This window comes from Phaeobacter cretensis, from assembly GCF_047372505.1.
GTDB lineage: Bacteria > Pseudomonadota > Alphaproteobacteria > Rhodobacterales > Rhodobacteraceae > Phaeobacter > Phaeobacter cretensis.
In genome coordinates, this window is sequence record NZ_JBKBEU010000001.1 from 721720 (window position 1) to 747159 (window position 25440).

20 protein-coding genes, 2 pseudogenes and 1 riboswitch are annotated in these 25440 nt (G+C 57.1%); of the genes and pseudogenes, 8 read left to right on the forward strand and 14 right to left on the reverse strand.

Annotation, left to right across the window (positions count from 1 at the left end; translation table 11 throughout):
* Positions 1–20 precede the first annotated feature (20 nt).
* A riboswitch (SAM riboswitch) is annotated at positions 21–100 on the reverse strand.
* A gap of 779 nt (positions 101–879) precedes the next feature.
* The 12 genes and pseudogenes from cysG to ACEWZM_RS03590 all read right to left on the reverse strand — a co-directional run bounded on the left by cysG (position 880) and on the right by ACEWZM_RS03590 (position 16918).
* Complete coding sequence (cysG, locus tag ACEWZM_RS03535) at positions 880–2298, reverse strand: siroheme synthase CysG (protein ID WP_414005133.1); 1419 nt, start codon at positions 2296–2298, stop codon at positions 880–882.
* On the reverse strand, positions 2295–3230 hold the full coding sequence (locus ACEWZM_RS03540; RefSeq protein ID WP_414005134.1) for a glycosyl transferase family protein: 936 nt from the start codon (positions 3228–3230) through the stop codon (positions 2295–2297). The genes cysG and ACEWZM_RS03540 overlap by 4 nt, the downstream gene beginning before the upstream one ends.
* Positions 3227–5857 carry a molybdopterin-dependent oxidoreductase gene (locus tag ACEWZM_RS03545; protein WP_414005135.1) on the reverse strand — a complete coding sequence of 877 codons (2631 nt, stop codon included), beginning with the start codon at positions 5855–5857 and terminating at the stop codon, positions 3227–3229. The genes ACEWZM_RS03540 and ACEWZM_RS03545 overlap by 4 nt, the downstream gene beginning before the upstream one ends.
* Complete coding sequence (gene nirD, locus ACEWZM_RS03550) at positions 5857–6186, reverse strand: nitrite reductase small subunit NirD (protein ID WP_414005136.1); 330 nt, start codon at positions 6184–6186, stop codon at positions 5857–5859. The genes ACEWZM_RS03545 and nirD overlap by 1 nt, the downstream gene beginning before the upstream one ends.
* Complete coding sequence (gene nirB, locus ACEWZM_RS03555; protein WP_414005137.1) at positions 6183–8618, reverse strand: nitrite reductase large subunit NirB; 2436 nt, start codon at positions 8616–8618, stop codon at positions 6183–6185. Before nirB ends, nirD begins: the two co-directional genes overlap by 4 nt.
* Positions 8619–8623: 5 nt before the next feature.
* The gene (locus tag ACEWZM_RS03560; RefSeq protein ID WP_414005138.1) at positions 8624–10309 is read right to left on the reverse strand and encodes an ABC transporter ATP-binding protein; all 1686 of its coding nucleotides are present in this window, start codon (positions 10307–10309) and stop codon (positions 8624–8626) included.
* A gap of 42 nt (positions 10310–10351) precedes the next feature.
* Positions 10352–11428, reverse strand: coding sequence for an ABC transporter permease (locus ACEWZM_RS03565; protein WP_414005139.1), 1077 nt, complete (start codon positions 11426–11428; stop codon positions 10352–10354).
* A gap of 56 nt (positions 11429–11484) precedes the next feature.
* Entirely contained in the window at positions 11485–12852 is a 1368-nt protein-coding gene (locus tag ACEWZM_RS03570) for a CmpA/NrtA family ABC transporter substrate-binding protein (protein WP_414005140.1), read from the reverse strand.
* Positions 12853–13089: 237 nt separating this feature from the next.
* Entirely contained in the window at positions 13090–14274 is a 1185-nt protein-coding gene (locus ACEWZM_RS03575; protein ID WP_414005141.1) for an ABC transporter substrate-binding protein, read from the reverse strand.
* Positions 14271–14855 (reverse strand): ANTAR domain-containing response regulator, encoded by a 585-nt coding sequence (locus ACEWZM_RS03580; RefSeq protein ID WP_414005142.1) that lies wholly within the window; start codon positions 14853–14855, stop codon positions 14271–14273. The genes ACEWZM_RS03575 and ACEWZM_RS03580 overlap by 4 nt, the downstream gene beginning before the upstream one ends.
* A 363-nt stretch (positions 14856–15218) precedes the next feature.
* A pseudogene (locus ACEWZM_RS03585) lies at positions 15219–15850 on the reverse strand (tyrosine-type recombinase/integrase).
* 459 nt (positions 15851–16309) lie between these two features.
* Positions 16310–16918 carry a TetR/AcrR family transcriptional regulator gene (locus tag ACEWZM_RS03590; RefSeq protein WP_414005143.1) on the reverse strand — a complete coding sequence of 203 codons (609 nt, stop codon included), beginning with the start codon at positions 16916–16918 and terminating at the stop codon, positions 16310–16312.
* A 92-nt stretch (positions 16919–17010) separates the two neighbouring features.
* Here ACEWZM_RS03590 and ACEWZM_RS03595 point away from each other — a divergent pair, with 92 nt between their 5' ends.
* The 6 genes and pseudogenes from ACEWZM_RS03595 (at position 17011) to ACEWZM_RS03620 (ending at position 22653) form a co-directional block, all read left to right on the forward strand.
* Positions 17011–17895, forward strand: coding sequence for a sterol desaturase family protein (locus ACEWZM_RS03595; protein WP_414005144.1), 885 nt, complete (start codon positions 17011–17013; stop codon positions 17893–17895).
* Positions 17892–18935 carry an alpha/beta hydrolase family protein gene (locus tag ACEWZM_RS03600; protein WP_414005145.1) on the forward strand — a complete coding sequence of 348 codons (1044 nt, stop codon included), beginning with the start codon at positions 17892–17894 and terminating at the stop codon, positions 18933–18935. The genes ACEWZM_RS03595 and ACEWZM_RS03600 overlap by 4 nt, the downstream gene beginning before the upstream one ends.
* A gap of 198 nt (positions 18936–19133) precedes the next feature.
* Positions 19134–19315 (forward strand): annotated as a pseudogene (locus ACEWZM_RS03605) (IS110 family transposase); the annotation flags it as partial.
* A 755-nt stretch (positions 19316–20070) separates the two neighbouring features.
* Positions 20071–20874 carry an alpha/beta fold hydrolase gene (locus ACEWZM_RS03610; protein WP_414005146.1) on the forward strand — a complete coding sequence of 268 codons (804 nt, stop codon included), beginning with the start codon at positions 20071–20073 and terminating at the stop codon, positions 20872–20874.
* Between the two features lie 18 nt (positions 20875–20892).
* Entirely contained in the window at positions 20893–21780 is an 888-nt protein-coding gene (locus ACEWZM_RS03615) for a GGDEF domain-containing protein (RefSeq protein WP_414005147.1), read from the forward strand.
* A gap of 396 nt (positions 21781–22176) precedes the next feature.
* A complete protein-coding gene (locus ACEWZM_RS03620; RefSeq protein ID WP_414005148.1) occupies positions 22177–22653 on the forward strand; it encodes a hypothetical protein in 477 nt (158 codons plus the stop codon).
* A 276-nt stretch (positions 22654–22929) separates the two neighbouring features.
* Here ACEWZM_RS03620 and ACEWZM_RS03625 read toward each other — a convergent pair whose 3' ends face one another.
* Positions 22930–23271: a MarR family winged helix-turn-helix transcriptional regulator gene (locus ACEWZM_RS03625; protein WP_414005149.1), complete on the reverse strand. Its 342-nt coding sequence runs from the start codon at positions 23269–23271 to the stop codon at positions 22930–22932.
* Entirely contained in the window at positions 23253–23399 is a 147-nt protein-coding gene (locus ACEWZM_RS03630; RefSeq protein WP_414005150.1) for a hypothetical protein, read from the reverse strand. Before ACEWZM_RS03630 ends, ACEWZM_RS03625 begins: the two co-directional genes overlap by 19 nt.
* Positions 23400–23521: 122 nt before the next feature.
* On the opposite strand from ACEWZM_RS03630, the gene ACEWZM_RS03635 reads away from it, so the two are divergent.
* Positions 23522–23983 carry a RidA family protein gene (locus ACEWZM_RS03635; protein WP_414005151.1) on the forward strand — a complete coding sequence of 154 codons (462 nt, stop codon included), beginning with the start codon at positions 23522–23524 and terminating at the stop codon, positions 23981–23983.
* Positions 23984–24081: 98 nt separating this feature from the next.
* The gene (locus tag ACEWZM_RS03640) at positions 24082–24852 is read left to right on the forward strand and encodes a hypothetical protein (protein WP_414005152.1); all 771 of its coding nucleotides are present in this window, start codon (positions 24082–24084) and stop codon (positions 24850–24852) included.
* The last annotated feature ends 588 nt before the right edge of the window (positions 24853–25440 follow it).

The following is a 25440-nucleotide window of genomic DNA, read 5'->3' on the forward strand; positions in this document are numbered from 1 at the left end:
GTTCGGCCAAGCGAAAGGGGGTCCTTCACATCCTGACCTCTTTAGCGGGATTGTTTTACGTGGCCCGCAATCCGGCAACAAATCACACACGTCTGAGGCAGCAACCCTCGAAACCTAAAAAACCAAACAAATCAATAAATTAAATAATCTCTCTGGTTGGATCTTTGCCACGACCCTAGCGTCTTTCACCTGCTCGCCACTAACGGTATGCCCGATAGGAATACTTCAGCTTCTAGGGCATACCGTAGCAAACCGACCCGCAAAGGGCCATTTCACCACTCCCTGCGACGAGTAGGATCGGGTGGAAATACGCCAGATGAGTGCTAAAATGCAAGGCATAAGACAACCACGAATGTCAAAACACCAGCATTGCAAGGGGCGGTGTTCTCATCATAAACGTTGCAGCCACTGTTTGGATCCCAAAATAGTCCGCTCCGCGACAATCTCCAAGACAATGCAAGCTTTCGCAACAGTTGCAGTTTGAGCTGTCCCGTGCGTCCACTTTGCGCAGAAAGCACCCTTTGCAAAGTCGCGGGATCTGACAGCCGGGTGGCGAACCTGTGCTGCATGAGCACGGGGAAAAGCCGCCCTTCGCCGCAAGAGCAGCCTCAATTCAGGGTCGAACGGTCCTGACGCGGGACGAACCGGCCTTATGCACATGCCGCTATTGCTGACGCAGCATTTGCTTGCAGATGCAGAACTACCTTTGTTGCGGCGCAGTGTGCGTCGTCGATCCGGTCATTCGTTGGTCGGGATGTGGGTAGAACCGAAGCTGTCCTTTCGCTGCTCCGGTCCTCGCCCGACATTGACTATCTGTTTGTGATGCAGTGGCCCGCCACGCATGTCGGCATCGGCGGGCGGCCGCAGTCATGACCCATGTCAGTTTGCCATCTTGTGGGCGAGCAAGTCATGTGTCGCGCTTGGGACATTCTCTGCGGCGGCGGTCAGGTGCTTGGGCCAACTGACCAGAATAATAGCTTCGCTTTTGATCCCGTGGCGTTCCACCGCGCTGGATAGGTCGCGAACGGTTGTGTGGATCAGCTGTTCGTTCTTTTTCGAGATATTGGCACATAGATCAACCGGGCTGTGCCCCGGCAGGCCCTGATCCATCAGGGACCGGGCAATTCTGCCTGCTTGCCTCACGGACATATAGAAAGCCGTAGTTGTCCCCGGCCCCGACAGGCGCGCGCTTTCCGGGAACGGGTCGTCCACACAGCCGGTGCCCGTGGCAATGACCAATGTATCTGTCGCGCCACGTTCGGTCAGACTGCGGCCCAGGGCGGCCCCTGCGGCGGACGCTGCCGTGACGCCGGGAACAATGTCGATGGAGATCCTGACGTCTTGTGCAGCCCGCAGTTCTTCGGTGGCGCGCCCAAAGACGCCCGGGTCGCCGGATTTCAGACGCACGACTTTGCGTCCCCTAGCGGCCTCTGCCACGATCATCGCGTTGATCCTGTCTTGCGGCCAGGCATGTGCGCCAACTTGTTTGCCGACAAAAACCCGTTCCGCGTCGCGGCGTGCAAGCTCAAGCACGTCCGGATCGACCAACCGGTCATAGAAGACCACGTCTGCTTCTTGCAGTCGCTCAACAGCGCGCAAGGTCAGAAGGTCGCGTGCGCCCGGGCCCGCCCCAACCAGAGAGATATGCCCGCGCTGGTTTTCTTCCGGCGCCCCCCCTGCAGTGATCGCCGCTTTGATGGCGCGAGCGGCATCGCGTTCCGCACCGCGGGTCCACTGACCTCGGGCCTCCCCTTTGAAAACCCACGCCCAGAAGGCGCGACGTTTCTCGCGTGGGACTTTGCGGGACACGCTTGGGCGCAGGCGTCCCGCGAGTGCCGCCAACCCTCCGAGGTTGAGCGGCAGCATCTCTTCCAGTTTGGTCTTGATGTCTCGCGTCAGAACCGGAGAGGTTCCCGCGCTTCCGATTGCAACGACGATCGGATCGCGGTCAACGATGGCGGGCGTGGTCATGTCGCACAGTTCCGGCTGGTCGACGACATTCACCATGCAGCCCGCAGCCTTTGCCAGCCCGTGTGCTGCCGCGTCAAAGCCGGGGCAGCCGGTGCCGATGAACACCATGGCCGCGTCCATGAGCGTCTGTGCGGTCAGTTCGGTGACATGGGACGCAGGCCCTTCTTGCACCAGCCCAGCCAATTCATCCTCCAGTGCCGCCGCAATTATCACGATTTGCGCATCTGATTTGAGAAGCAACCGCGCCTTTTGTGCGGCTTGCTCGCCGCCTCCGACTACGACGACTTTGCGCCCTGTTGTGCGGATAAACATCGGAAAGGCTTTCATGGGGGCGTCTCCTCGTAAGCGGCGTTGCGGGCGATAGGGTCCGCGCCAGCAACGGTGCCGCGTGCGGCGTGTGTTGTGGTTTCGATAATGGCAACTTCGAAAGCGTCGGCGGACTGGCTGGCCCACCTTGGGCTAAGTTCGGCCCCTGATGGCTCGCTCAGGCGGCGCGTGTCGGTCATGGATGCAGGCAAAACCGCCTGCCAAGGTCGCCTCGCGCGCAAACCAAAGGCCTCGATGTCCTTGGACGGGTGGCATTCAAATTCGCCGCCACCGCCTTTGATGATCGTCAGGTTTGCCCACCCCAGCAGCGCAGCCGCATCGGCCTGCAGCAGCCGGTAAGACGGGTGAAACACACCTTGGACGCTGGCCGATGCGTAGGATGGGTTCAACATGCGGCAGACCGTGTTAACGCAAGACCGCAGGCCCAGAACATCTCGCAGGCGCAACAGTCGGAACAAGGCGGGGTGGAGGTCTTCGAGCGGCATATAGGCGATCCCGTCACGGTCCAGCAGCCGCGGGGCATCAGCTGCGGAGTGCGCAATCCCTATGCCCAGATCGTTCAGCCCCGCCCGCACTTTCGGATCCGCGCCATTCCAGCCATGCAAAAGCACCCGCTGCCCGTCATTCGCGAGTGTCTGCGCGGCCTTCAAAAACCAAGGTGCACCCCGCGTGCGGCCTGCGGCATAGCTGGGCCAATCCAGATCAGCCTGCGGCATGGCGGGCAAAGCTGCCTGAGCGGCAGCGGCAAAGCCCGCAATCTCTTGCGCCGTTTCGCCTTTCATCCTCAACAGCATCAAGATCGCGCCCACGGCTTCGGCGACTGCATCGTCGCGCAACATCAGGCTCATGGCGGCGAACGCCTCGTCTTGAGTCAGGCTGCGGGCCCGGCCGGGGCCGCGGCCCAATATGCGGACATACTCGGACAGGCTCATTCTGCGGCCTCCGTCACTTTCACCCGCGACAGCAATTGTGCCAGTTCGGGCCTGCACGACCGGCAATTTGTGCCCGCGCCAAGGGCCTCTCCGATCTGATCGACGGTGACTAAGCCCTGCGTTTCGATCGCGTCGATGATCGTGTTGAGGCCGGTTCCAAAGCACGAGCACAGCACGGGACCTGGGTTGGGTCGCGAAGCAGGCACGCGCCCGGCGAGAGGGTTTTCAGCCGCACCGCCCGGCAACGTTACAAGGTAGTCGCGCATCACAGCGACGGGGGTCCGCGACACGAACAGGGCACCGACAAGAGCATCGCCCTGCCACAGAACGACGCGTGCGGTCCCTCGTTTCACATCAATGAGCGACGACGCGGTCGCGTCTGTCACACCGAACATCCTGCGGGCCTCGGCCTCCCAGTCTACGATGGGGGTCAGACCGGCGATCTCCGCGCGGTACCCGGTGGTCGTGCGCGCGGTAGCCCAGTAGTCCGCCGTCAGAGCCATGGGACGATGACTTACGGCGAACCCATACCAAGACGCTGCAAACCGCTGCGGAGACACCACGCTGGCCTTGCTTTCAGGTTGGCCTGAAAACGGGTCTGTCTTGGGCGCAACAAGATCGTCAATGCGGGCAGACGGTGCGGTTTCCCCCGTCCAGTGGATCGGTGCAAACAGCTGCCCCGGCTGGACGTCCTCGGTGATCCGCGCGCGCAGGATCGCGCGGCCATGGCTGTTGCGGACCTCAACCAAATCTGCAGTGGCGATGTTACTTTCTTGGGCGTCAACGGGATGGATATCTAGGAAGGGTTCAGGAAAATGCCCCGTCAGTCGCGGCGACAAGGCGGTGCGTGTCATCGTGTGCCATTGGTCGCGCAACCGGCCGGTGTTGAGAACAAACGGCGTGTCTTTTGACGGCTGTGATGCGGGGGCCTTTGCGGCAACCGGGATCATCCGCGCCTTGCCATCTGGATGATAGAAAGCGCCGTCTGCAAAGAACCGTCCGCCTCGGCGTTGTGTTGTAACAGGCCAACGGATCGGGTCGAGCGCGCCGTAGCCGGTGTCGGACAAAGCGGCGAGGCCGGAAATGTCGAAATCCAGGCCAAACCGACCCGAAATATCTGACAACGAGGCGTATTCCCGGAAAATCTCGGCGGGATGGGCGAAATCAAAGGCAGCAGCAAACCCCATGCGGCGCCCGACCTCGGCCAGAATATCCCAGTCGGGGCGGGCCGAACCCGCAGCTGGTAGCACAGCGCGTTGGCGGCTGATCGTGCGATCGGAATTGGTGACAGTGCCGTCCTTCTCAGCCCAGGCTATCGCAGGCAACAGGACATCGGCCAAACGGGCGGTGTCTGTCCGGGCGGTAATGTCGCTGACGACCGTCAGGGGGCATTTCGCAATCGCCGCCCGTACGCGTGCGGCATCGGGCATGGACACGGCCGGATTCGTATGGATGATCCAAAGCGCCTTGATCTGACCGCTTTCCACCGCTTTGAACATTTCGACGGCCTTCAGCCCCGCCGTGGCGGGCAAGCGGGAGGTTTGCCAGAACTCACCCACGGCCGCCCGGTGATCGGCGTTTTCGAGATCGAGATGGCAAGCCAGCATGTTGGCCAGCCCGCCCACCTCGCGCCCGCCCATGGCATTGGGTTGACCGGTGACCGAGAACGGACCGCAGCCGAGCGTGCCAATCCGGCCCGTGGCAAGGTGGCAATTCAGAATCGCGTTAACCTTGTCGGTGCCGGAGGTGGATTGGTTCACGCCCTGCGAATAGACCGTGACGACCTTTGGGGTGTCGATCCAGAGGTCATAGAAGCTGTTGAGAAGGTCGGTTGATAGGCCTGTGATGGCAGGGTCATCCGCTTTGGCGGAGGCGATGGCCGCGTCGAGGCCATTCAGATGATCCGCAAAGCCGTGGTCAACCGCACCCTGTTCTGAAACGCGGGCAAGCAACCCGTTGAACAGCGCCACATCACTGCCCGGCGCCAACGGCAGGTGCAGATCGGCACCTTCGCAGCTGGCAGTGCGGCGCGGGTCGATCACGACAACCTTGGTGCCGCGCTTTTTCTGAGCCGCCAGTAGCCTTTGGTGCAAAACCGGGTGGCACCACGCGAGGTTCGATCCGGTCAGGACGACAAGATCGGCTTCGTCGATATCTTCGTAGGTGCCCGGCACCGTATCGGTGCCGAATGCGCGCTTGTGCCCGGCCACAGACGACGCCATGCATAGCCGCGAATTGGTGTCGATATTGGCGGAGCCTATGAAGCCCTTCATCAACTTGTTGGCGACGTAATAATCCTCGGTCAGCAATTGGCCGGATACGTAAAAGGCGACACTGTCAGGGCCGTGGTCTGCGATGGTTTTGGTAAAGGTGTCAGCGACATGGGCTAGCGCACTGTCCCAACCGGTTTGCACCCCGTTCACCATAGGCACCAGCAGCCGCTGATCCAGCCCTACAGTTTGCCCGAGGGCGGACCCCTTCGAACATAGCCGTCCCTGATTGGCAGGGTGACTTGGATCGCCCCGCACCGCCAGCCCGCCTTGCCGGTCGGGGCGCAGCAGAACACCGCAGCCCACACCGCAATACGGGCAAGTCGATTTGGTGTCCGGCATGCTTGTTCCGTCCATCAGGCCGCACTCGCCCGGCTGAGCTTGGTGCAGTCGATCAGGACGCGGTCGCCCTCGATACGCACCGGATAGGTTGCGATCTGCCCGTCCTCGCCCTGTGCTTGGCCCGTGTTGAGATCAAACACCCAGTTGTGCAGCGGGCACGTGATGGACTGGCCATGCACGATGCCTTCTGACAGTGGCCCACCTTTGTGCGGGCAGGTGTCAGAGGCGGCGAACACCTCGGCGTCCCCTGTTCGGAACAGCGCGATGCAGCCAAGCGCCGTTTTGATCTTGCGTGCCCCCCGCAGGGGGATGTCGTTGATATGTCCGATGTCGATCCAGCTCATTCCGCAGCCTCCAGTGTCAGGTCAGCAAGCGGCTGGTAGGTCTGCGCCTTCGTCGCTGCATGTTCGGCCCACGGGTCTTTGCGGTAGATCGTCTGGCTCAGCTCAAACGCGGCGATCAGGCGCGCGCGTTCGTACAGATCGGCGATGCGGTCTTGCACCCAATCGAGCCCCACCTTGGCGACCCATTTGTAGGGCCGGTCGAGGTATTTGGCGTTCTCACGATACAGCTGAACGAAGGCCACGGTGACGTCAATGGCCTCTTGTTCGGTGGCCACATCGCCGAGCCGTTCCGTTTCTTTCACGTCCATGCCCGCCGCACCTGCGACCCCCACCTGATAGCCGCTGTCGACGCAGATGATGCCCACATCCTTACAGGTGGCCTCCGCGCAATTGCGCGGGCAGCCGGACACGCCCAACTTGACCTTATGGGGCGTCCATGACCCCCACAGTGCCTGTTCCAGCTTGATCCCCAGCCCGGTGCTGTCTTGCGTGCCGAACCGGCAATGGTCCGTGCCGACACAGGTTTTGACCGTGCGCAGGCCTTTGGAATAGGCGTGGCCCGAGACCAGCCCGGCCTTGTTCAGATCAGCCCAGATCGCGGGGAGGTTTTCACCCTTCACACCCAGCAGGTCAATCCGCTGGCCGCCTGTTACCTTGACGGTCGGCACGTTGTATTTGTCCGCCGCATCCGCAATTGCACGCAGTTCCGCGGGGTTGGTGATGCCGCCCCACATGCGCGGCACGACGGAAAAGGTGCCGTCTTTCTGGATGTTGGCGTGTTTGCGTTCGTTCACGAACCGCGACTGCGGATCATCCTGATATTCCAGCGGCCAGTCGGCCAACAGGTAGAAGTTGATCGCAGGGCGACAGACATGGCAACCGTTGCGGGTTTTCCAGCCCAGTTCCTGCCATACGGCCTCCTGGCTTTTCAATTCCTGCGACTTGATCAACCGCCGGACGTCTTCGTGGGTCAGGTCGCAACAGCCGCAGATCGGCTGTGCCGTGGGGATCACAAAATCGTCTCCCAGCGAAACGCGCAACACCTGCTCGACCAGCCCGGTGCATGTCCCGCAAGAGGCGCTGGCCTTGGTCGTGGCCTTAATCGCGGCCAGGTCCGTCGCGCCACCTGCGATGGCGTCCATGATCGTGCCTTTGGAAATGCCGTTGCAGCCGCAAATCTCCGCCTCAAGCGGCAATGCTGCAACGGCTGAGAGAGGGTCCGCGGTGTCGCCCCCCTGATAGGCCGGGCCAAAGATCAGCGTCTCGCGCATCTCTTCGATGGGCGTTTCGTCTTTGATCAGCCCAAAGAACCAATTGCCGTCGGCTGTATCGCCATACATGACGGCCCCGACCAGTTTATCGCCTTCGATGACCAGCCGTTTGTAGACACCCCGGGCCGGGTCGCGAAACACGATGTCTTCGCGCCCCTCCCCATCAGTAAAATCGCCCGCGCTGAACAGATCACAGCCTGTGACTTTCAACTTGGTGGACAGCGTCTTTTGCACGAACGCCGCCTCTTCGCCTATGAGCGTCTTGGCCAGCACCTTCGCCTGATCATAGAGCGGGGCGACAAGCCCGAAGATCGCGCCGTCATGTTCCACACATTCGCCTACGGCGTAGACATTCTCGTCCGAAGTGCGCAGCTGGTCATCCACATGAATGCCCTTGCCCACAGCCAGGCCTGCCTCTTGGGCGAGCGTAACCGAGGGGCGGATACCCACGGCCATGACCAGCAAATCACAGGGCAATTCAGTGCCGTCATCCAGCATCAGGGCCTTTACACGGCCGTCTTGGCCAGTGATCTCCTTGGAGTTCGCCTGCAACTTGATCGTGATGCCCTTGGCCTCTAGCGATTTCCGCAGCAGATAGCCCGCCGCCTCATCAAGTTGGCGTTCCATCAGGTGGCCCATGATGTGCACCACTGTCACCTCGACCCCGCGCGCGGCCATACCTGCGGCGGCCTCAAGACCGAGCAGCCCGCCGCCGATGACGACGCATCTCTGCCCTGCCTCAAGGCCCATCATGCGTTCGGTGTCTTCCTGATCGCGGTAGGCGATGACGCCGTCCAGATCGTGGCCGGGCAGCGGGATCATGAACGGGTTCGAGCCGGTGCCTAAAATCAGCTTGTCATAGGACACCTTGCCGTTTTCACCCTCGACCGTTTTGGCGTCTCGATCAATTTTCATGACCTTTTCGCCGAAGCGGCAGGTGATACCGCGCTCGGCATACCAGGCGTCATCATGGGTCACGATGTCTTCGTAAGTCTGGTCGCCTGCCAGAACCGGAGACAACATGATACGGTTGTAGTTCCCACGTGGTTCGGCGTTGAACAGCGTGATCTCAAAGGTGTCGGGCGCGGCATCCGTCAGGTGTTCCAGCACCCGGCCCGATGCCATGCCTGCGCCAATAACCACGATTCGTTGTTTGGTCATCGCATTCACTCCGCTGCCACGGCCGTCGGTGCCGTCGGTTTCGGTTTAGGCTTTGCCCCGTGTTCATATTCCTCAAGGAAATCCAGAACGTCCTGGCGGTATTTGTAGTAATCGGGGTGCTCCAGCAGCGCCTTACGGGTGCGCGGGCGGGGCAAATCAACCTTGACGATTTTGCCAATCGTCGCCTGCGGTCCGTTGGTCATCATCACCACGCGGTCGGCCAGCAAGATCGCCTCGTCGACGTCGTGCGTCACGCAGATCGCCGTGACTTTCGTCCGCGACCAGACCTCCATAAGCACCTCTTGCAACTCCCACCGCGTCAGGCTGTCGAGCATCCCGAAAGGTTCATCCAAGAGCAGCAGCTTCGGCGACAGCGCAAAGGCCCGGGCGATACCGACACGCTGTTGCATGCCGTTCGACATTTCCGATGCTGGCTTGTCCATCGCGTCGGCCAAGTCGACCCGTTCAAGGTAGTATTCCACCACGTCTGTACGTTCTTCGCGGGACGCGCGCGGATAAACCTTATCGACGCCAATCGCGCAGTTCTCACGCGCGGTGAGCCACGGGAACAGGTTGGGTGATTGGAATACCACGGCGCGTTCCGGGTCGGCCCCTTCCACATGGCGGCCATCGAGTTTGATCGCGCCTTTGGAAATTTCATTCAGGCCGGCAGCCATGGTCAGCACAGTGGATTTGCCGCAGCCCGAATGGCCGATCAAAGAAATGAACTCGCCCCGGTTGATCTTAAGGTCAAAATCCTCGACCACCGTCAGTGGCCCCTTGGGCGTCGGGTAGACCTTGTGCAGCTGCGAAAAATCGAGGAAGCGATTGTCGATTATCCCCTTCTGCGCGTCGGCGACGGCCATCGGCACACCGTGGATCGGCGTGACGTCGGGCAACAGACGCGTACCTTCGACCTTGGCCTCGATCCCGACATCCATTAGATATTTGGTGGCGGCGACGCGCAACTTTTTGAAATCGTCGTTGCTGTTCATCTCCATCCGGTCGCGGGGGCGCGGAATGGACACTTCAAACTCTTCGCCCAGCGTCCCGTCCGGGTTCAGCGCGATGATACGGTCGGCCAGAATGATGGCTTCGTCCACATCGTTGGTGATAAGCACGCAGGTCTTTTTGTCGGCTTCCCAGATGCGTTCGATCTCGTCCGCCAGATTGGCGCGGGTCAACGCGTCCAGCGCCGACAGCGGCTCGTCCAGCAGCAGCATCTCAGGGTTCATGGCCAATGCACGGGCCACGTTGACCCGCTGCCGCATCCCACCCGACAACTCTGCTGGGCGGCGGGTGGCGGCGTGGCTGAGGCCCACCATACCGACATAATGCGCGACCTTTTCATCTTTTTCCTTCGACGTCAGGCCAGGGAACACCGTGTCCACCGCCAGCCGCACATTGCCGTTCACCGTCAGCCACGGCATCAGGGAATAGCTTTGGAAAATCACACCACGTTCTGGGCTCGGCTCTTTGATGGGCGCGCCCTTGAAGGTCGCGGTGCCGGTGGTCGGGCTGTCCAGCCCGGCCATCATGTTGATCAGCGTCGTCTTACCAGTGCCAGAGAACCCCAGCAGCACCAGAAATTCGCCCTCTTTCACATCAAGGGTAATGTCCTTGAGGACATCCGTACGATGCACACCGGACCCAAAGGATTTGCTGACGGTATCCAGTTTCAAAATGCTCATGTCTTTTCCTTTCGCGCTATCGCGTCGCTGCTTGAGCGCGGATCACCGGTTATTCGTGAAGGTGAAGAGCGACTGGAGGGCATACATCACCCGGTCCAGCATGAAGCCGATGATCCCGATGGTCAGAACCGCCACCATGATTTTGGCAAGCGAGGACGAGGAACCGTTCTGGAATTCATCCCAGACGAATTTGCCCAGACCGGGGTTTTGGGCCAGCATTTCAGCCGCGATCAACACCATCCAGCCAACGCCCAGCGACAAACGCAGGCCGGTGAAGATCAGGGGTAGCGCCGAGGGCAACACCAGCTTCGTGATCTTGGTATAGGTATTCATCTTCAACACCTTCGAGACGTTCACGAGGTCCTTGTCGATGCTGGAAACACCTAGCGCGGTGTTGATCAACGTCGGCCAGAGAGAGCACAAGGTTACTGTGATCGCGGAGGTCAGGAACGACTTGGCGAACCAGCCGTCTTGGGTGACGTAAACGGCGGACACCACCATAGTCACGATGGGCAGCCAAGCCAGCGGCGAGACCGGTTTGAAGATCTGAATGATCGGGTTCAGCGCGGCATTTGCCGTGGGCGACAGCCCGGCCATCATGCCAAGCGGGATGGCGACGACGCTTGCAATCAGGAAGCCAAAGAACACTGTTTTGATGGACGTCCATATCTGTGCGTAGTAGCTGGGTGCGCCGGTATAGGCCCGCTCGACCGGCTCCTGGCCTTGCTCGATCCGACGTTCGTTCAGCGTGGCCACCTGTCCCTGAAAACGGGCGCGGCTTTCGGCCTTGTTCTGCGCGTCTTCATGCAGGTTCACAGCCTCTTCCCAGACCGCAGCAGGGCCAGGGATCGCGCCGAGAGATGTCTGAACCGTCGGCGCCAAGGTGGCCCATAACAACAAGAACCCAGCGATGGCCAAGAGCGGAACGCCGAGCAGGCGCCAAATCTCGGATATTTGCGCCTTGGGGTTGTCGCCAGCGATGGCTTTGAGAATGGGTGTGATCCAGGCCAAACCCAAAACTTGAAACCATTTATCGGCCGCGTTGATGCGGGTGAAGCGACGTTCCCGGCGCGCTTCGCGCTCTGCTGCTGTATCGAAATTCGAGTCTACGGTCGTCATGAACCTGCCTCCTGGCTGAATGGCGCGGGCAGCACATCTGCCCGGGCGTTTGGCTCTTAGCCTTGGATTTCATCACCAACGACGACCTGATCGCCCTTAAGGCCGATCGGCAGGCTCTCAAGGTAGGCGTTCGGCGTGCGGCCGTCATAGGGAATGCCGTCAATGACATCGGCAGCGTGCGTCGGCTCTTTGTAGCCGTCGCTGTCCCAAGGGAAGTCTGCGGCATCAGCAAGACCATCATCGACCAGCGATTGCGCGGCTTGCAGATAGATGTCCGGGCGATAAACGTTTTCGGCGACCTCCATGAACCACTCATCGGTCTGGGGCACGGCGATCTGACCCCAGCGACGCATCTGGGTCAGGTACCAAATGGCGTCGGAATAGTAGGGATAGGTCGCGTTGTAGCGGAAGAAGACGTTGAAATCGGGAATTTCACGCACGTCGCCTTTTTCGAATTCAAAAGTACCCGTCATGGAGTTGGCGATCACTTCCTCATCCGCGCCCACATATTCCGGGCGACTGAGCATTTCGACCGCTGCTTCGCGGTTAGCGTTGTCGTTTTCGTCCAGCCACATGGCCGCGCGGATCAGCGCACGGGTTAAGGCCTGCGTGGTGTTCGGGTTTTGCTCGACAAACCCGGCCGTCAAACCGAACACCTTTTCTGGGTTGTTTTTCCAGATCTGATAGTCTGTGATGACCGGCACGCCGATGCCTTTGAACACAGCCTGCTGGTTCCAAGGCTCACCCACGCAATAGCCGTGGATTGTGCCGGCTTCCAAGGTTGCGGGCATCTGAGGCGGAGGCGTCACGGACAGGAATACATCCGCACCGATCTGGCCGGTAATGTTCTCGGGGCTGTAATAGCCCGGCTCAATGCCACCAGCCGCCAGCCAGTAGCGCAATTCGTAATTGTGGGTCGAAACCGGAAACACCATACCCATGTTGAAAGGCTCGCCGCGATCATTGAAATCCTGGATCACGGGCACCAGCGCTTCGGCTGAAATCGGGTGCTGCGGGCGGCCATCGTCCATGCTGGAGATATGCGGGCGCATCATGTCCCAGACCTCGTTCGAAACGGTGATCCCGTTTCCGTTCAGGTCCATGGAAAAGGGTGTGACGATGTGGGCTTTGGTGCCGTAGCCGATCGTGGCCGCCAGCGGCTGACCGGCCAGCATGTGCGCGCCGTCCAACTGCCCGTCGATCACGCCATCCAAAAGAACCTTCCAGTTGGCCTGCGCTTCGAGCGTGACGAACAACCCTTCATCAAGGAAATAGCCCTGCTCATACGCGACAGCGAGAGGCGCCATGTCTGTCAGCTTGATAAAGCCGAACGTCAGTTCATCTTTCTCAAGGTCCAAAAGCTCTGCGAAAGCGGGAGTTGCGAGTGCCGTTGTTGCAGCGAGCGAAAGAAGAAGTTTTTTCATGTGTTGCCCCATGATGTGTTCGGAACAGCCAAAGCACCGAACGGAAACGAAAAAAGGCCGACCACTTTCCATCAGGAAACCCTGACAGTCAGTGAGCGACCTTGCTCAGAATATCCCGGTCATCGGGACGAAATTCAGTGATGTCAGCGCCGTTGCTGACCTCGATCAATCAATGCCGCAGCGCGGAGAGAATGCAAAGCCAAGGTTTTTTGCTTTCAAGAGCGGATCGAACTCAGCCTATTTTTTGTGCAGATTTTTTGCGTACGGGTCAAAAATATGACCATCAAAGAACCGATCAGGGAGCAATGTGATCTGCCCAGCCGCTGATGCGACCGCGGTTGGTTCGAGAATCGCCCCCTCCAATTTTTCCGACGCCCCTGGCAAATCGATCCCTGCGCCGCCAAAATGCTCTCGCTGCAAATCGGGGCGCACGACCTTCGCCAGTTGGGCGTCCGTCAATTCAACGCCGCCATGAACCCGGTGCAAGCGCTGAGCAATCCATTTTGCCTGACTGCGCCATGGAAAGGTCGCCGCACCGTCATGAAATTCGAGGAACCTTTCCACTTGACGGTGGCTTCCCCAACCTGTCACCGTCAAATGGCCGGACAAAGCGCGATCGATCAGCTCTGCCGATACATCAAGATAGGCCTTGCGTGACAACAGATCACTGGCCGTCGCGCATACATCAGGGTTCGAAAGCCAACGCCCCGCCTTCCAAACGGCACGCATCAGGCGGCCTAGCAGATCTGGCTCCGTGTCGGCCCAGTCCGTTCGAACGGCCAACGTTTTTTCCGGCGAAAACCCCCATATCGCGTTGCCCGGTAGCAAAAGCGCGCCCGCACTTGCTTCGACAGCGACAGAGCCCCAGGGTTCGCCAACACAAAAGGCATCCACCTCTCCGGCAGCGAGGGCCATGGCCATCAGTGGTGGCGGCACGGTGCGGATCGCAATTCCATCGGCCCCCAGTTCCGTCGCTTCGGCCCAATAGCGCAGCAATTCCACATGCATCGAGAACGGGAACGGAACGCCAAATGTGATCGGACCTTCTCCAACCTGTGCCAACATCCGCGCCGCAGCCAACGGATCGGCAAAGTCGAACCTGTAACCCGCACTGCGCAGTTTTTGGGCCAATGCATTGCCCACGCCAATAACATTACCGTTCACCGACAGGACCGACACCGAAGAAATCGGCGTGCTGATGCCGCCCAGACCCATCGCCATCGCGATCGGCACGGGAGAGAGCATATGCGCCGCGTCCACCCGCCCAAAGGCCAGCATATCGCGAACCGATGACCAAGACGGCGCTACGATCAGATCCAGAGCGATACCCTCTGCCTGCGCAAAGCCCATCTCCTGGGCGATGATCAACGGCGCGGCATCGACTAGCGGCATATAAGCGACAGAGATCTCGACCAACTTCATTCAAGCAATCCGGCGGCTGTTACCAACGCTTCGGCGACATCCGCGACCCGCCGTCCCTGATCCATCGCCGCTTTGCGCAAAAGCGCGTAGGCGGCCTCTTCGTCGATGCCTTTCGCTTTCATCAACAGGCCCTTGGCCCGCTCTGTCACCTTGCGCTCCTCAAGCGCGCGTCGGGTCTCGGCCAATTCTTCGCGCATCTGACGAACCATCGAAAATCGCGCGATTGCCGTGTCGATCACCGCTTTCACCCGGCCCGGTGCAAGGCCATCCACCACATAGGCAGACACGCCGGCTTCGATCGCGGATTGGGCAAGCCCGTCGGTGCTGCTGGATACGAACATCGCCACCGGTCTTTCGAGCGGACCGGATGCCAACGTCAGTTCTTCCATAATGTCGCGGGTCGGATGATCAATATCGATCAAAACGATGTCCGGCTCTTGCGCAGCGATCTGGCGCGACAAGCGGCTTGGATCTGTAATGATCTGAACGGTGCACGGACCGGCCGCTGTCAACGCGTCTCGTATCGCGGCAGCCCGATCCACATCCTGTTCAACCACGACTATTCGCAACTCTGCCTTCATGGTCCTGCAGTGTCGTGATTTCCCTATGAGGGCAATACAACTGGCGCAGGCTCGGACCGACATTTCTGACCGGCGCCTTGTTCCGCGCCAGTCTGCCCATTTTTTCAACACTTCTGGAGCGGCGCACAGAACTCAACGGGACCGTTCTCTTGGCCTTCAGCATCCATAACGGGTTATGCTTTCATCCACTCGTTCGAGAACTTGAAAGGCGAGAACCCATCTGCAGAGAAAGTCCACTGATCGCACCGAAGCCGACATCCAATCGCTACACAGGAATCGCCACACTGAGCGCGATGTCGAATGAGGGATGTATCAAGGCCTAGTCTGGATTGGCGAACGGTCGGGGCTGTCCGCCCACTTCGTTCAGATGTCGATTCGTTCAGCGATGCTCAGCGCATCTTCCTGCACAACGACCAAAAGCGCACCGTGCTATTGACCTTGGTGTGGCCGAGCAGAAGTTACACGGCGCGAAGGTTGCCCGTCTTGCGGTAAATCTCCGCAGCTTTGGTGCGGCGCATCGAGTGTGTCCCGTAGCCGCCGGGTTCCAGGCCAATCGCTGTCACCCAGTAACGCACAAGGCGGCCATATTGCCGCGTTGAGATATGCGGGCGGTCATGGAAGCAACTTGTGAACATGTAGCGGCACCCGTTCATCTCAGGTGATCTCACCCAGGCAGCGACGGTATCTCGCGTGTTTTCAGTAAGTTCGAACTGAACGGGTTTCTTGGTTTTGCTCTGGACCACTGAGCCCCGTTCACGCACGCGGTCATCTTTGACCAAATCGGCCACAGCAAGTTTGACCAGATCAAAGCCGCGCAATTTGCTGTCAATCGCAAAGTTAAACAGCGCAAGGTCACGAAGGTAGCCCCAAAGTTCGAGCCGGGTACGAATGGTCCACACTTGTTTAGGAAGCAGCGGTCGTTTCTCACCGATAATGCGGCCCTTGTTCCAGGCTTTGTGTTTAGGGGTGACTGCGGGCAGTTGGACTCTTGGCATATTGCGCGCTCTAATCCCCCCTCCAAACCCAGACATCAGCACCGCGCTGACGACAGAAACATAGCATCGGTTTGAATTGCCGCTATCCGAAGTCGTTTGCAAAGCTGTATCTGTACACGCGTATCCGACCGCTTTCAGCCCAAGGTCGACATTCATTCAAGGCGCAGCGAATACTCTGCTGCGGGCGCGAATAATCAGGCCAAACTTCCCGTTAGCGGACCTTCAGGTTTGCTTCTCTTGCGAGGACAATGCTGCGCCTGGCATGGATGTCAGTGAAGCGCAGATAGCACCCTTTGCAAAGTCGCGAGATCTGGCGGCTTGACTGAGGGTCTATGCCGCATGCGTACAGGGAAGCCGCCTTTCGCTGCAAGCGCGCTGCCGACTGTAACTGACTGGCGGCCGTGCGGACTGTCCGGTCCTTCGCTGTGGCTGCGCCCAGGGCGGCTTTACCAAATCCGGTTACCCCTTTCGAATATTGAGCAATCGTCCTAGAATTGATCGCAAACCCGAGCGGGCTGAAGCCTTGGTTTGCTCGCTCTCAAAAGCCACGCGTGTTGCTGTGCTTTCGATCAGGTCCAGCAGAATCTCCGCCATGACCTGCCCTGTTTCGGGAAACACCATATCATCCGACGTCAGAAGCACCTCGATCGCATCAAGATTCCGGTTTCGATTGGCTGTGAATTTCTCGACAAGTTCGGGGCTCCGCATTGCCTCAGCTGTGATTTCGGCAGCAAGTACTGCGTTTTCGGGTTTGGAAATATAGTCAAAATACACGGCAACGAAAGCTCCCAAGCTCTCGAATCCTGAGACAGCCTTTTGCGATAAGTCGAAGATACCCGCGAGATCATCGGCTTCCAAACCGGCAATTTCGGCAATCAGATCTGTCTTGCTGTCGAAGTGGTTGTAGAGATTGCCCAGGCTCACCTGCGCCTGTTTGGCAACGTCGCGCATGCTTGATTGGTGAAAGCCCTGTTCGACAAAGCAGACAGCGGCCGCCTCGACGATGTGCTTACGTCGTTCGATTGTCGATAGCTCCCGCTTCGTCAGGGATTTCTCACCTTTTTTCATAAGCACCTCTTGAAGAAATTCCTACTTAGATCTACCTGCATGAACAATCGTTCGTTCATTTTTAAATCACTACCCACGAGAAGGAAAGAGCCATGGACCCTATCGAGGCACAATTTCAGGCATACAACACGTTGTTCAGCGTCGTTGAAATTCTGGGCCTGGCCTTTTTGTTTGCGCTGGCCTCGGAGACCGTCTGGGACGTTGTCGCAGGTCGGCGCAAAGGGTTGGGAGAGACCTTTGCCAACGTAGCAATCGCCATCGTTACAGCACTTCTGGAACGCACCTTCTACGGGCTTATTTTTGTTGTCGCGCTTCTGCTCACCGCCTCATTTGCAGTTCTTGAAATACCGCAAGGATGGTGGAGCGTGCCGCTCGCAGTTCTGGCCGCAGATTTCACATACTATTGGATGCATCGTTGCGAACATGAAGTGCGCCTGTTCTGGGCCAATCACAGCGTGCACCATTCGTCGCCCGAGTTCAATTTCACCACCGCCCTACGGATCAGCTGGATGGATGCGTTGATTGAATGGGTGTTCTTCATTCCAATGATCCTGCTTGGGTTCAGCCTTGTTCATACTGTCGTGGGATTGGTTGTTGTTGTGGCCTATCAGAGCTGGATACACACTGAGAAGGTGGGCAAATTGGGCTGGCTGGATGGGGTGTTTAACACACCCTCTGTTCACCGGGTTCATCACGGTTCGAACGCGCAGTATATCGACAAGAACTATGGCGGTATTCTGATCATATGGGACCGCTTGTTCGGCACCTATGCGTCAGAGGTCGAGCCGGTCAAATATGGCATCACAACCCCCATCGCATCGCACAATCCGCTGGTCATCAACTTCAAGGAATACACGAGCCTATGGCGTGACATTCGCCGTGCCAAAAGCTGGCCAAACGCGTTTGGCCATCTGTTTCGCTCTCCTGGTTGGTCCCCGCAAAACACAACCAAGCATGAAAAGGAGGCGCAAAAGTGAAACTCTTCCTTGTCATTTTTGGTCTGGTTTTATTGGCAGGTTGCGCAGCGTTTATCTCGTGGCCTCGTCCGCAGGACCCCAGAGACCGTCCCTACTTGGTGGAGCAAGTTCGCTTCAGCGGCGGTGACGGCGTGATCCTCGCCGGAGAGCTGACAATGCCATCGACGGGTGGACCCTTTCCAGCCGCGATTTTCCTATCTGGGTCCGGCGAGAGTGATCGTGACGAAACCATTCTGGGCCATCGCCCAGCTTTGGTGTTATCAGATCACCTCACCCGTGCCGGATATGCCGTGCTGAGGTTTGATGACCGCGGTGTCGGCAAAAGCACCGGAGATTTCGACACCGCAACGCTGCGCGATTTTGCCGAGGACGCGGTTGGCGCCTTCAACGCGCTTTATCAACGCGTGGACATTGATCGTCGCCGAATTGGTTTCATTGGCCATTCAGAAGGCGGCTACAAAGCGCCGTTGGCGGCTATGTCAGTGCCTGCTGAATTCATGGTGTTTTTGGGCGGTTCAGCCAAACCGTTGCTGCCGGACGTCATGGCCACTCAGTTCGCCGATACGCAGCGAATTGAGGGCGTAGATGAAGACGTCATCGCCAAAGCCAGACAACAATATGAAGCGGCCACGCAAATATTGGCCCGGCCTGGCCCAATAAGAGAAACCCGAGCAGAATTAGACGCTTACCTGATAACGCAAGACATCAAACCGGGCCCAAGACGCGAGACGCTGGAGTTATGGGGCACACCATGGGGTATCGAATATGCATCCTACGATCCCGAACCGGCTCTGCGCGCTTTCGATGGCCCGGTTCTCGCTCTGTTTGGCGGCACGGACCTTCAGGTTTCGGCAAAAGAAAACGCGCCACTGATGCGACGCTTGCTGCGACATCCCCAGTCCAAAGTGATTGTCCTGGACGGGCTAAATCACCTGTTTCAGCCATCTGAGACTGGCCGAATTTCAGAGTACATGTGGATCGACACAACTATTGACCCCTCAGTAATGGATCTAATGGCCAAGTGGCTGGACGACTTATGAGACTCGGGAGGACTACCGCATGGGTTCTATTGCCAAGCCAAAAAAATGTCGCGAGACTTGGCACGAAGCCCGCAGATTTTTAAACGCACCAAAATGCCGACATTCGTGCTGATCGCAGCATTGGGTAATAATGGGATGTACCGGCTGCTTCCCCCCGCAGGTTAGGCTTGGCCTATTTCTGCAGCATGGAGAAGTAGTATGGCGAAGAACGATTTTGACGAGCTGATGCCCGTAGGCGTCGGCTTTGGCAAAGATGTGTTTCACTTTGTTTGCTTTGACCGAGATGTCAGCGTGTTTTGCGTAAGAAGATCAAACGCATGGCATTGATCGCGACGTTTGAGGGACTGCCACGCTGCATTGTTGGTATGGAGGCGTGCCTGGGGCCCATGCTATTCGATTGAGCCGACCGGGAGCAACACAACAGCGTCTTTCTGGGCCAGTTCCCTGAGTTGCGGTGATCGAAGGTCGCGCCAGTGGATAGGATGATCTTTGGTCATAACTCACTCCTGTTCAGCACGGGCAATGTGTCATGTTCACTTTTTGCTCACGGCTAGAAGCACCGCCCGTGTCAACAAAAGCCGTCATTCGCGGCGTTGCCGCAACTCGGTAACTTTGGGCTCAAAGCTGCCTTGCGGCAGTGCGGCGGCAGCGCGATCGCATTTAGTTTTACATGCCTGAGGGCGGCTGTCAGCCCAATGTCGATATTCATCCAAGGCGCAGCAAATGCTCTGCTGCGGGCACGAATAATCAGGCCAAACTTCCCGTTAGCGGACCTTCCGGTTTGCTTTTCTTTTCAGGACAATGCTGCGCCTGGCATGGATGTCAGTGAAGCGCAGTAAGTGACCTTTGCAAAGTCGGGGTGATCGGGCGCACTTGTTAATCCGATCGGCCCAAAGCTGCCTTTCTCCCATCAGGCCGATGCCGAACCGCAGAGTCACCAGAGCGGCCATTCGTCCATTGCGCAGCATTTTCTGGGTAGGACGGTCGGCATCGCGGACTTTACTGCCTTTCGATCATTTAAAGCTCTAGGGTGTAGATCTATAGTTAGCCAAATGTTAGCAATTCTAAAATAAAGGTTAAAATGCGCGTGATGTAGTAAATGGTTTTGCGCGACCCTTAGCAAGGAGCGCGATAAATGATTGGCACGGATACACGTGAACGCAACGCTGTCAAAGTGATTGGAAATGGGACAAAAACGCTTGTTTTAGCCCATGGATTTGGATGCGACCAAACGATGTGGCGGCTATTGACCCCGAGCCTTCTCGATCAATTCAAAATTGTTTTGTTTGACTATGTCGGCTGCGGCCAATCGGACCCGAAGGCATTCAAAATGAAACGCTACGAAACGCTTGACGGTTATGCACAGGACATCATCGACGTATGTGAAGAACTGGGACTGCGCGACGTCACACTCGTCGGCCATTCCGTGAGCTCGATGACGGGTTTGATCGCAGCACTCAAAGCGCCCGACGTGATCACCAAACTGGCCATGGTTTGTCCATCCCCTTGCTTTTTGAACGACCCGCCGCATTATTCGGGCGGGTTTGAGCGCGAAGACTTGGAAGGGCTGATCGGATTGATGGATCAGAACTATATCGGCTGGGCGAACCATCTCGCGCCTTTGGTCATGGGGCAAAGCGGGGCTGGAATGTCCAAAGAGTTGAGCGATAGCTTCTGTTCTACGGACCCGCTCTTTGCCAAAACCTTCGCTAAGGCAACTTTCTTTTCGGATTGCCGGGACCTTTTGCCAAAAGCCGAGCAGCCGACCTTGATCTTCCAAAGCACCGAAGATGCATTGGCAGCCGTGTCTGTCGGGGAATTCATTCAGTCAAATATGCGAAACGCAGAGATGAAAGTTTTTGAGGCACATGGCCATTGCCTCCACATGACACATCCGAAAGAAATCGCGCCTTCGCTCATAGAATTTGCTCTTAAGTAACTTTGGGTTTCGCTTGTGGTGGATATTAACCATTTGCCCTGTGGGTGCCTGATCACTTCGCCGGATCAAAAAATACTGTCTATCAACCGGTACTTTTCGGAGGCCTTTGATTGGCACGTTGCAGCGCTGGCGGATCAGAAACTGAATCTCGTGTTGAACAAAGCAACGCAGTTGTTCTGTGAAAGCTATGTGATCCCAATGGTTCTGCGCGAGGGACAGTGTTTAGAAGTCCTAATCACACTCTGCTCGCCGGACGGCGCGGTTTTCCCAGCGGTTGCCAATGTTCAAAAGATGCCGGACGGCAATTTAGCCTGGGTTTTGCTTCCAGCTGAGAACCGAAACAGACTCTTTAAAGAACTGGAAGCCGCGCGGATTGCCTTACAGGAAAAAAGCGAACAACTCGAAATTTTGGCACGCACAGATGCCTTGACGGGATTGGCAAACCGACGCGACCTCGAAGTATCTGCAAAACTTTTACTTCTGAATGCAGACAGAAGTTCCGTGCCGGTGTCTCTTGTCCTTTTGGATATTGATCATTTCAAGGCCGTCAATGACGTTCATGGTCATGACATTGGCGATCAAGTGATCTGTGCGCTCGCCGATGTATTGAGATCGGTCTGCCGAGAAAGCGATATAATGGCCCGACTTGGCGGGGACGAATTTGTCTGCGTCCTCATCAACACCGATGAAGCTGAAGCTTCCGCGCTTTGCCATCGCATACACGAAGCGGTTGCTGGGATTGGGGTTAAAACTTGCCAGATCACGGTCAGCATCGGCTTTTCTGTTAAACCAAACGGTGCGCAGATGGCACTGTCAGACATGCTGAAGCTAGCTGATCAATGCCTGTACGTCGTCAAACGGAACGGCGGAAATGCCTCTCATACAAGAAGAGCGAATGCCACCTAAGAACCGGACTTTAACTGCGTGCTCCCCGATGAGGAGAGGGGCTTGTTGCGGCCGTTTTCTGCGGTTGAAAGTGCCGCGCGCCGCCAAATGTCTGCTTTCTCATTCGGTTGGCCTATATTTCGCACCCGCAGCGAAAGTCTCCTTCCCGCCCTCCTTTCAGGTGCTGCACAAGCGTAGGCCGTGCCAAGACGGGTCCGCTTTGGGCTGCCTGCGGCCCTCAGCCATGTAAAACTAAATACGATCGCGCTGCAACAGTGCTGCCGCACCGCCGCAAGGCAGCTCGGAGCCCACTTTAACCGATGCTGCGATGCAAAATCCGGTCCCTGATGACACTACTGACATATCTTGGTCGAGACGTATGCCATCTTCGAACAAAGCTGGCGTGGGAGAGCAACAATGAGCGGCATCAATAACTATGAATCCCAATCCGGAAGACTGATCCCTGTCTTTCGAATGGAAATTAATACGCGATCGGATGATGCCGAGCGCTTATTGGATGCCATTTTCAAAGTCCATCCTCTTGCTGTTGGCGCATACGAGCGAAATGCCACCGTGACCGCTCAAGGAGCTGAGACTGGAAGACCCGGAGAACAAACGGTTACGCGAATTCATAACGAAGGTTTTGAGGCCGACGGCACCGAGGTTTATCCCTCGGTCGAGCTGAAAGTTTCCTTTGAGCGCGATGTGCAGCTACTCGAAAAGATCATGGAAGCAGTTCTGCACGCCCATCAGTATGAGGAGCCAATCATTCACATCTGCGAGGGATGGGCGAGCCGCGCAAACTACACACCAAGGAACGACAATCCGAACCGTTGGTGGAACGATGGGCGCGGCACACCCGAGATGGTTTCACTAGACCAAAGTCACAAATAGCTGGCCAACCCCAACGGCAGCAAAGTCCGCATAGCTGCCGATCGACCCTGATTTGAGGCTGCTCTTGTGGCGAAGGGCGGCTTTTCCCTGTGCGCATGCGGCATCGACCCTAAGTCATGCCGCCAAATCTCGCGGCTTTGCAGCGGCGGCTGTGCGGACCAAACGGTCGTTCGCCGAGGCTGCGCAGATCACCGCTTTTATCCGTTGCACAACCATAGGTGAGGTCGCAAGTAGGAACATTTTTACCTATCCTGGAGCGGCGGCCTCTTCTACTGCTCACATTAAATCCGCCAGTATTATGTTGAACCTCAAGCGCTGTTCGGAGGTGAACGATGAAACCAGTTCTTTTTGCGTTCTAACATGATCGGTGATGGCTGCGTCGATGAGTTCTAGTCCTGATTGCGTAAGTTTTACAAAACAGCTTCTTTTGTCCTTTGGATTCGCGACTCGTATTACGAGCCCGGACTTCTGAAGCTGGTCAATCCTGTTGGTCATCGTACCAGATGTCACCATGGTGGCGTTCAGCAAGCCATTGGGCGAAAGCCCCTCGTCGCTGTTTGACCGACGCAAAGTGGCCAGGACATCGAAACTGGACGCATTCAGTCCGACAGTTTCCATGTCTTCTCCATCTCGCGCCGTAGCGCGAAGTGAAGCCTGTCGATGCGACCGACAGTTTCCATTGGTCCAGTATCAAGGTCGGAACGAACACCAGCCCATTGCGCGATGATAAGATCAACAAAGTCCATGATTTATTGCTTCACCTTAATCTCTTGACTCCAAGACAATTTGACGTATCTTGACATCAAGATAAGAGCTCTACACTTTTTCGCCTAAAAATTGAGCATGTCTTTCGGAGAAAATGATGAACATGAAGTTTGCCCTGATGGCTGCAGCCCTTGTGTCGGTGGCCCTGCCCAAAGCGACTTTAAGCGAGCCGTCCCTAAAAACGGCTCACAATCCTCCAGAACTGGTAGATTCAACCCAATACGGCTACTCACAGGCCGTCAGCGTTCCCGCGTCAGCGCGGACCATCTATGTTGCTGGTCAGGTTGGCCAAACCGTCGAAGGTCCTAACGATTTCGAAAGCCAGGTTGATCGCTCATTTGCCAATTTGATGGTCGCGTTGAAAGCAGCTGGGGGCGCACCTGAGAACATCGTGCGCATCACTTTACTGATCAAGGATTATGATCCAGAGAAGCTGGCATACATCGGCAAAAAGCGACGGGAGGTTTTCGGGGATAGCCCACCCGCGAGCGTGCTAATTCCCGTGACCCGCCTTTACATTGATGAAGTGAATTTTGAGATCAGTGCCGTCGCGGTGACGCGATAGGTCCTAATGAAACAGATACCCGGTTTGGAGTCAGCTTTACCGTAGCCCTGCCGCTATCTGGCTTATTCAATAAATCACAAAGATGAGGAACTATTGAAATGAAGTTCAACATAATCAAAGTGTTTTTTCTTCTATGCACAATAGTTTCCAGCCCGGCCAGTGCAGAAGAGGTGCAGGATGGTGCGCTTTTGAATTTCTCAGATGGTCGTGCCAGCCTGTCGAACATCGGTGAGATCAACAAAGTTTTGTTAAGTGTCGGCGTTCATCTTGCGCAAATTGATGTGCCAGCAAAGTCTGTTTCTTTACTGAGAACATCGTTGGAGAGACCACTAAAGCAGGAAGAAGCAACGCAGATTCTGTCGTATTTTTCTCTTTCTCGAGCCGAGGTGCTTGAACAGGCGGGAATTGCTGGACGTGAAGCTGTCATTGAGGGCGGGGGCAGCATGTCAACCGGCGAAGCCGGGGTAGCGTCTTACCCAAAATTGTATGATCTGAGGTCGATGGGCACACAAGACCGGTTAGGCGCTAGGAACAAATTTGCGCGGCTTCACGTGAATTCGACTGATGATGGCATGGGGGTGGACGAGGTCATGACGCTGCCATCTGGAGGTCCATGGACATGGTACTTTCAGATCGAAGACGGTGTCACGGTCGAACTTCATATGGCAAAGATTGCGCCCGGAGATAAGGCGTGGCGATTAAAGTACCCTGGATTAACTCCACATGGTGCGTACTTTCATTCTGAAGTTGGATTGTGCATTGCCTACATCACAGGTCCTGAAACGTGGACAATGCGGTATGAGGCCCCAGGATTCACCAAAGAAGCAGGACTTGGCGGAAACCCGTTCATCGATTTCTCCAAGCCGTAACGACTCTGGAACTGCTATAATAAATAGGTGAAGATGTTTTGGGGGCGGTCGCAATTCAGTTGGCGGATGTTGGCTCCAGATGTTCAATGGCGGATGTCCATCCAAACGTAAAATTGACCAATGCCGGACACAACCAGAGAGCATTTCAATGCCAAACATATAGCGCGGAACGGATGTGATAAAGCTATGCCAACTAAGGAACTGATTGGATCCTTGTCTGGGAAACCTGTCTGTTTGCCAGATGTTAACGCAGCCCCGATGCCAGCGCTTGAGGTTCAATAAAATACTGGCGGATTTTATGTGAGCAGTAGAAGAGGCCGCCGCTCCAGGATAGGTAAAAATGTTCCTACTTGCGACCTCACCTATGGTTGTGCAATGAACAAAAACGGTGATCTGCGCAGCCTCGGCGAACGACCGTTTGGTCCGCTCAACTGCTCTTCAACCTCGAAACCTTGCAGCAAGCCTCACCAATGACCGGTTCTTACGCAGCAGCGCAGCCGTCAAGAGCTGTGTCCCCAGGCCGAAAGGCGGGCTTTGCAAAGGTCGCGATTTGCGCATAGCTGCCGCTGGTGTTGCTGCAGCATTGAC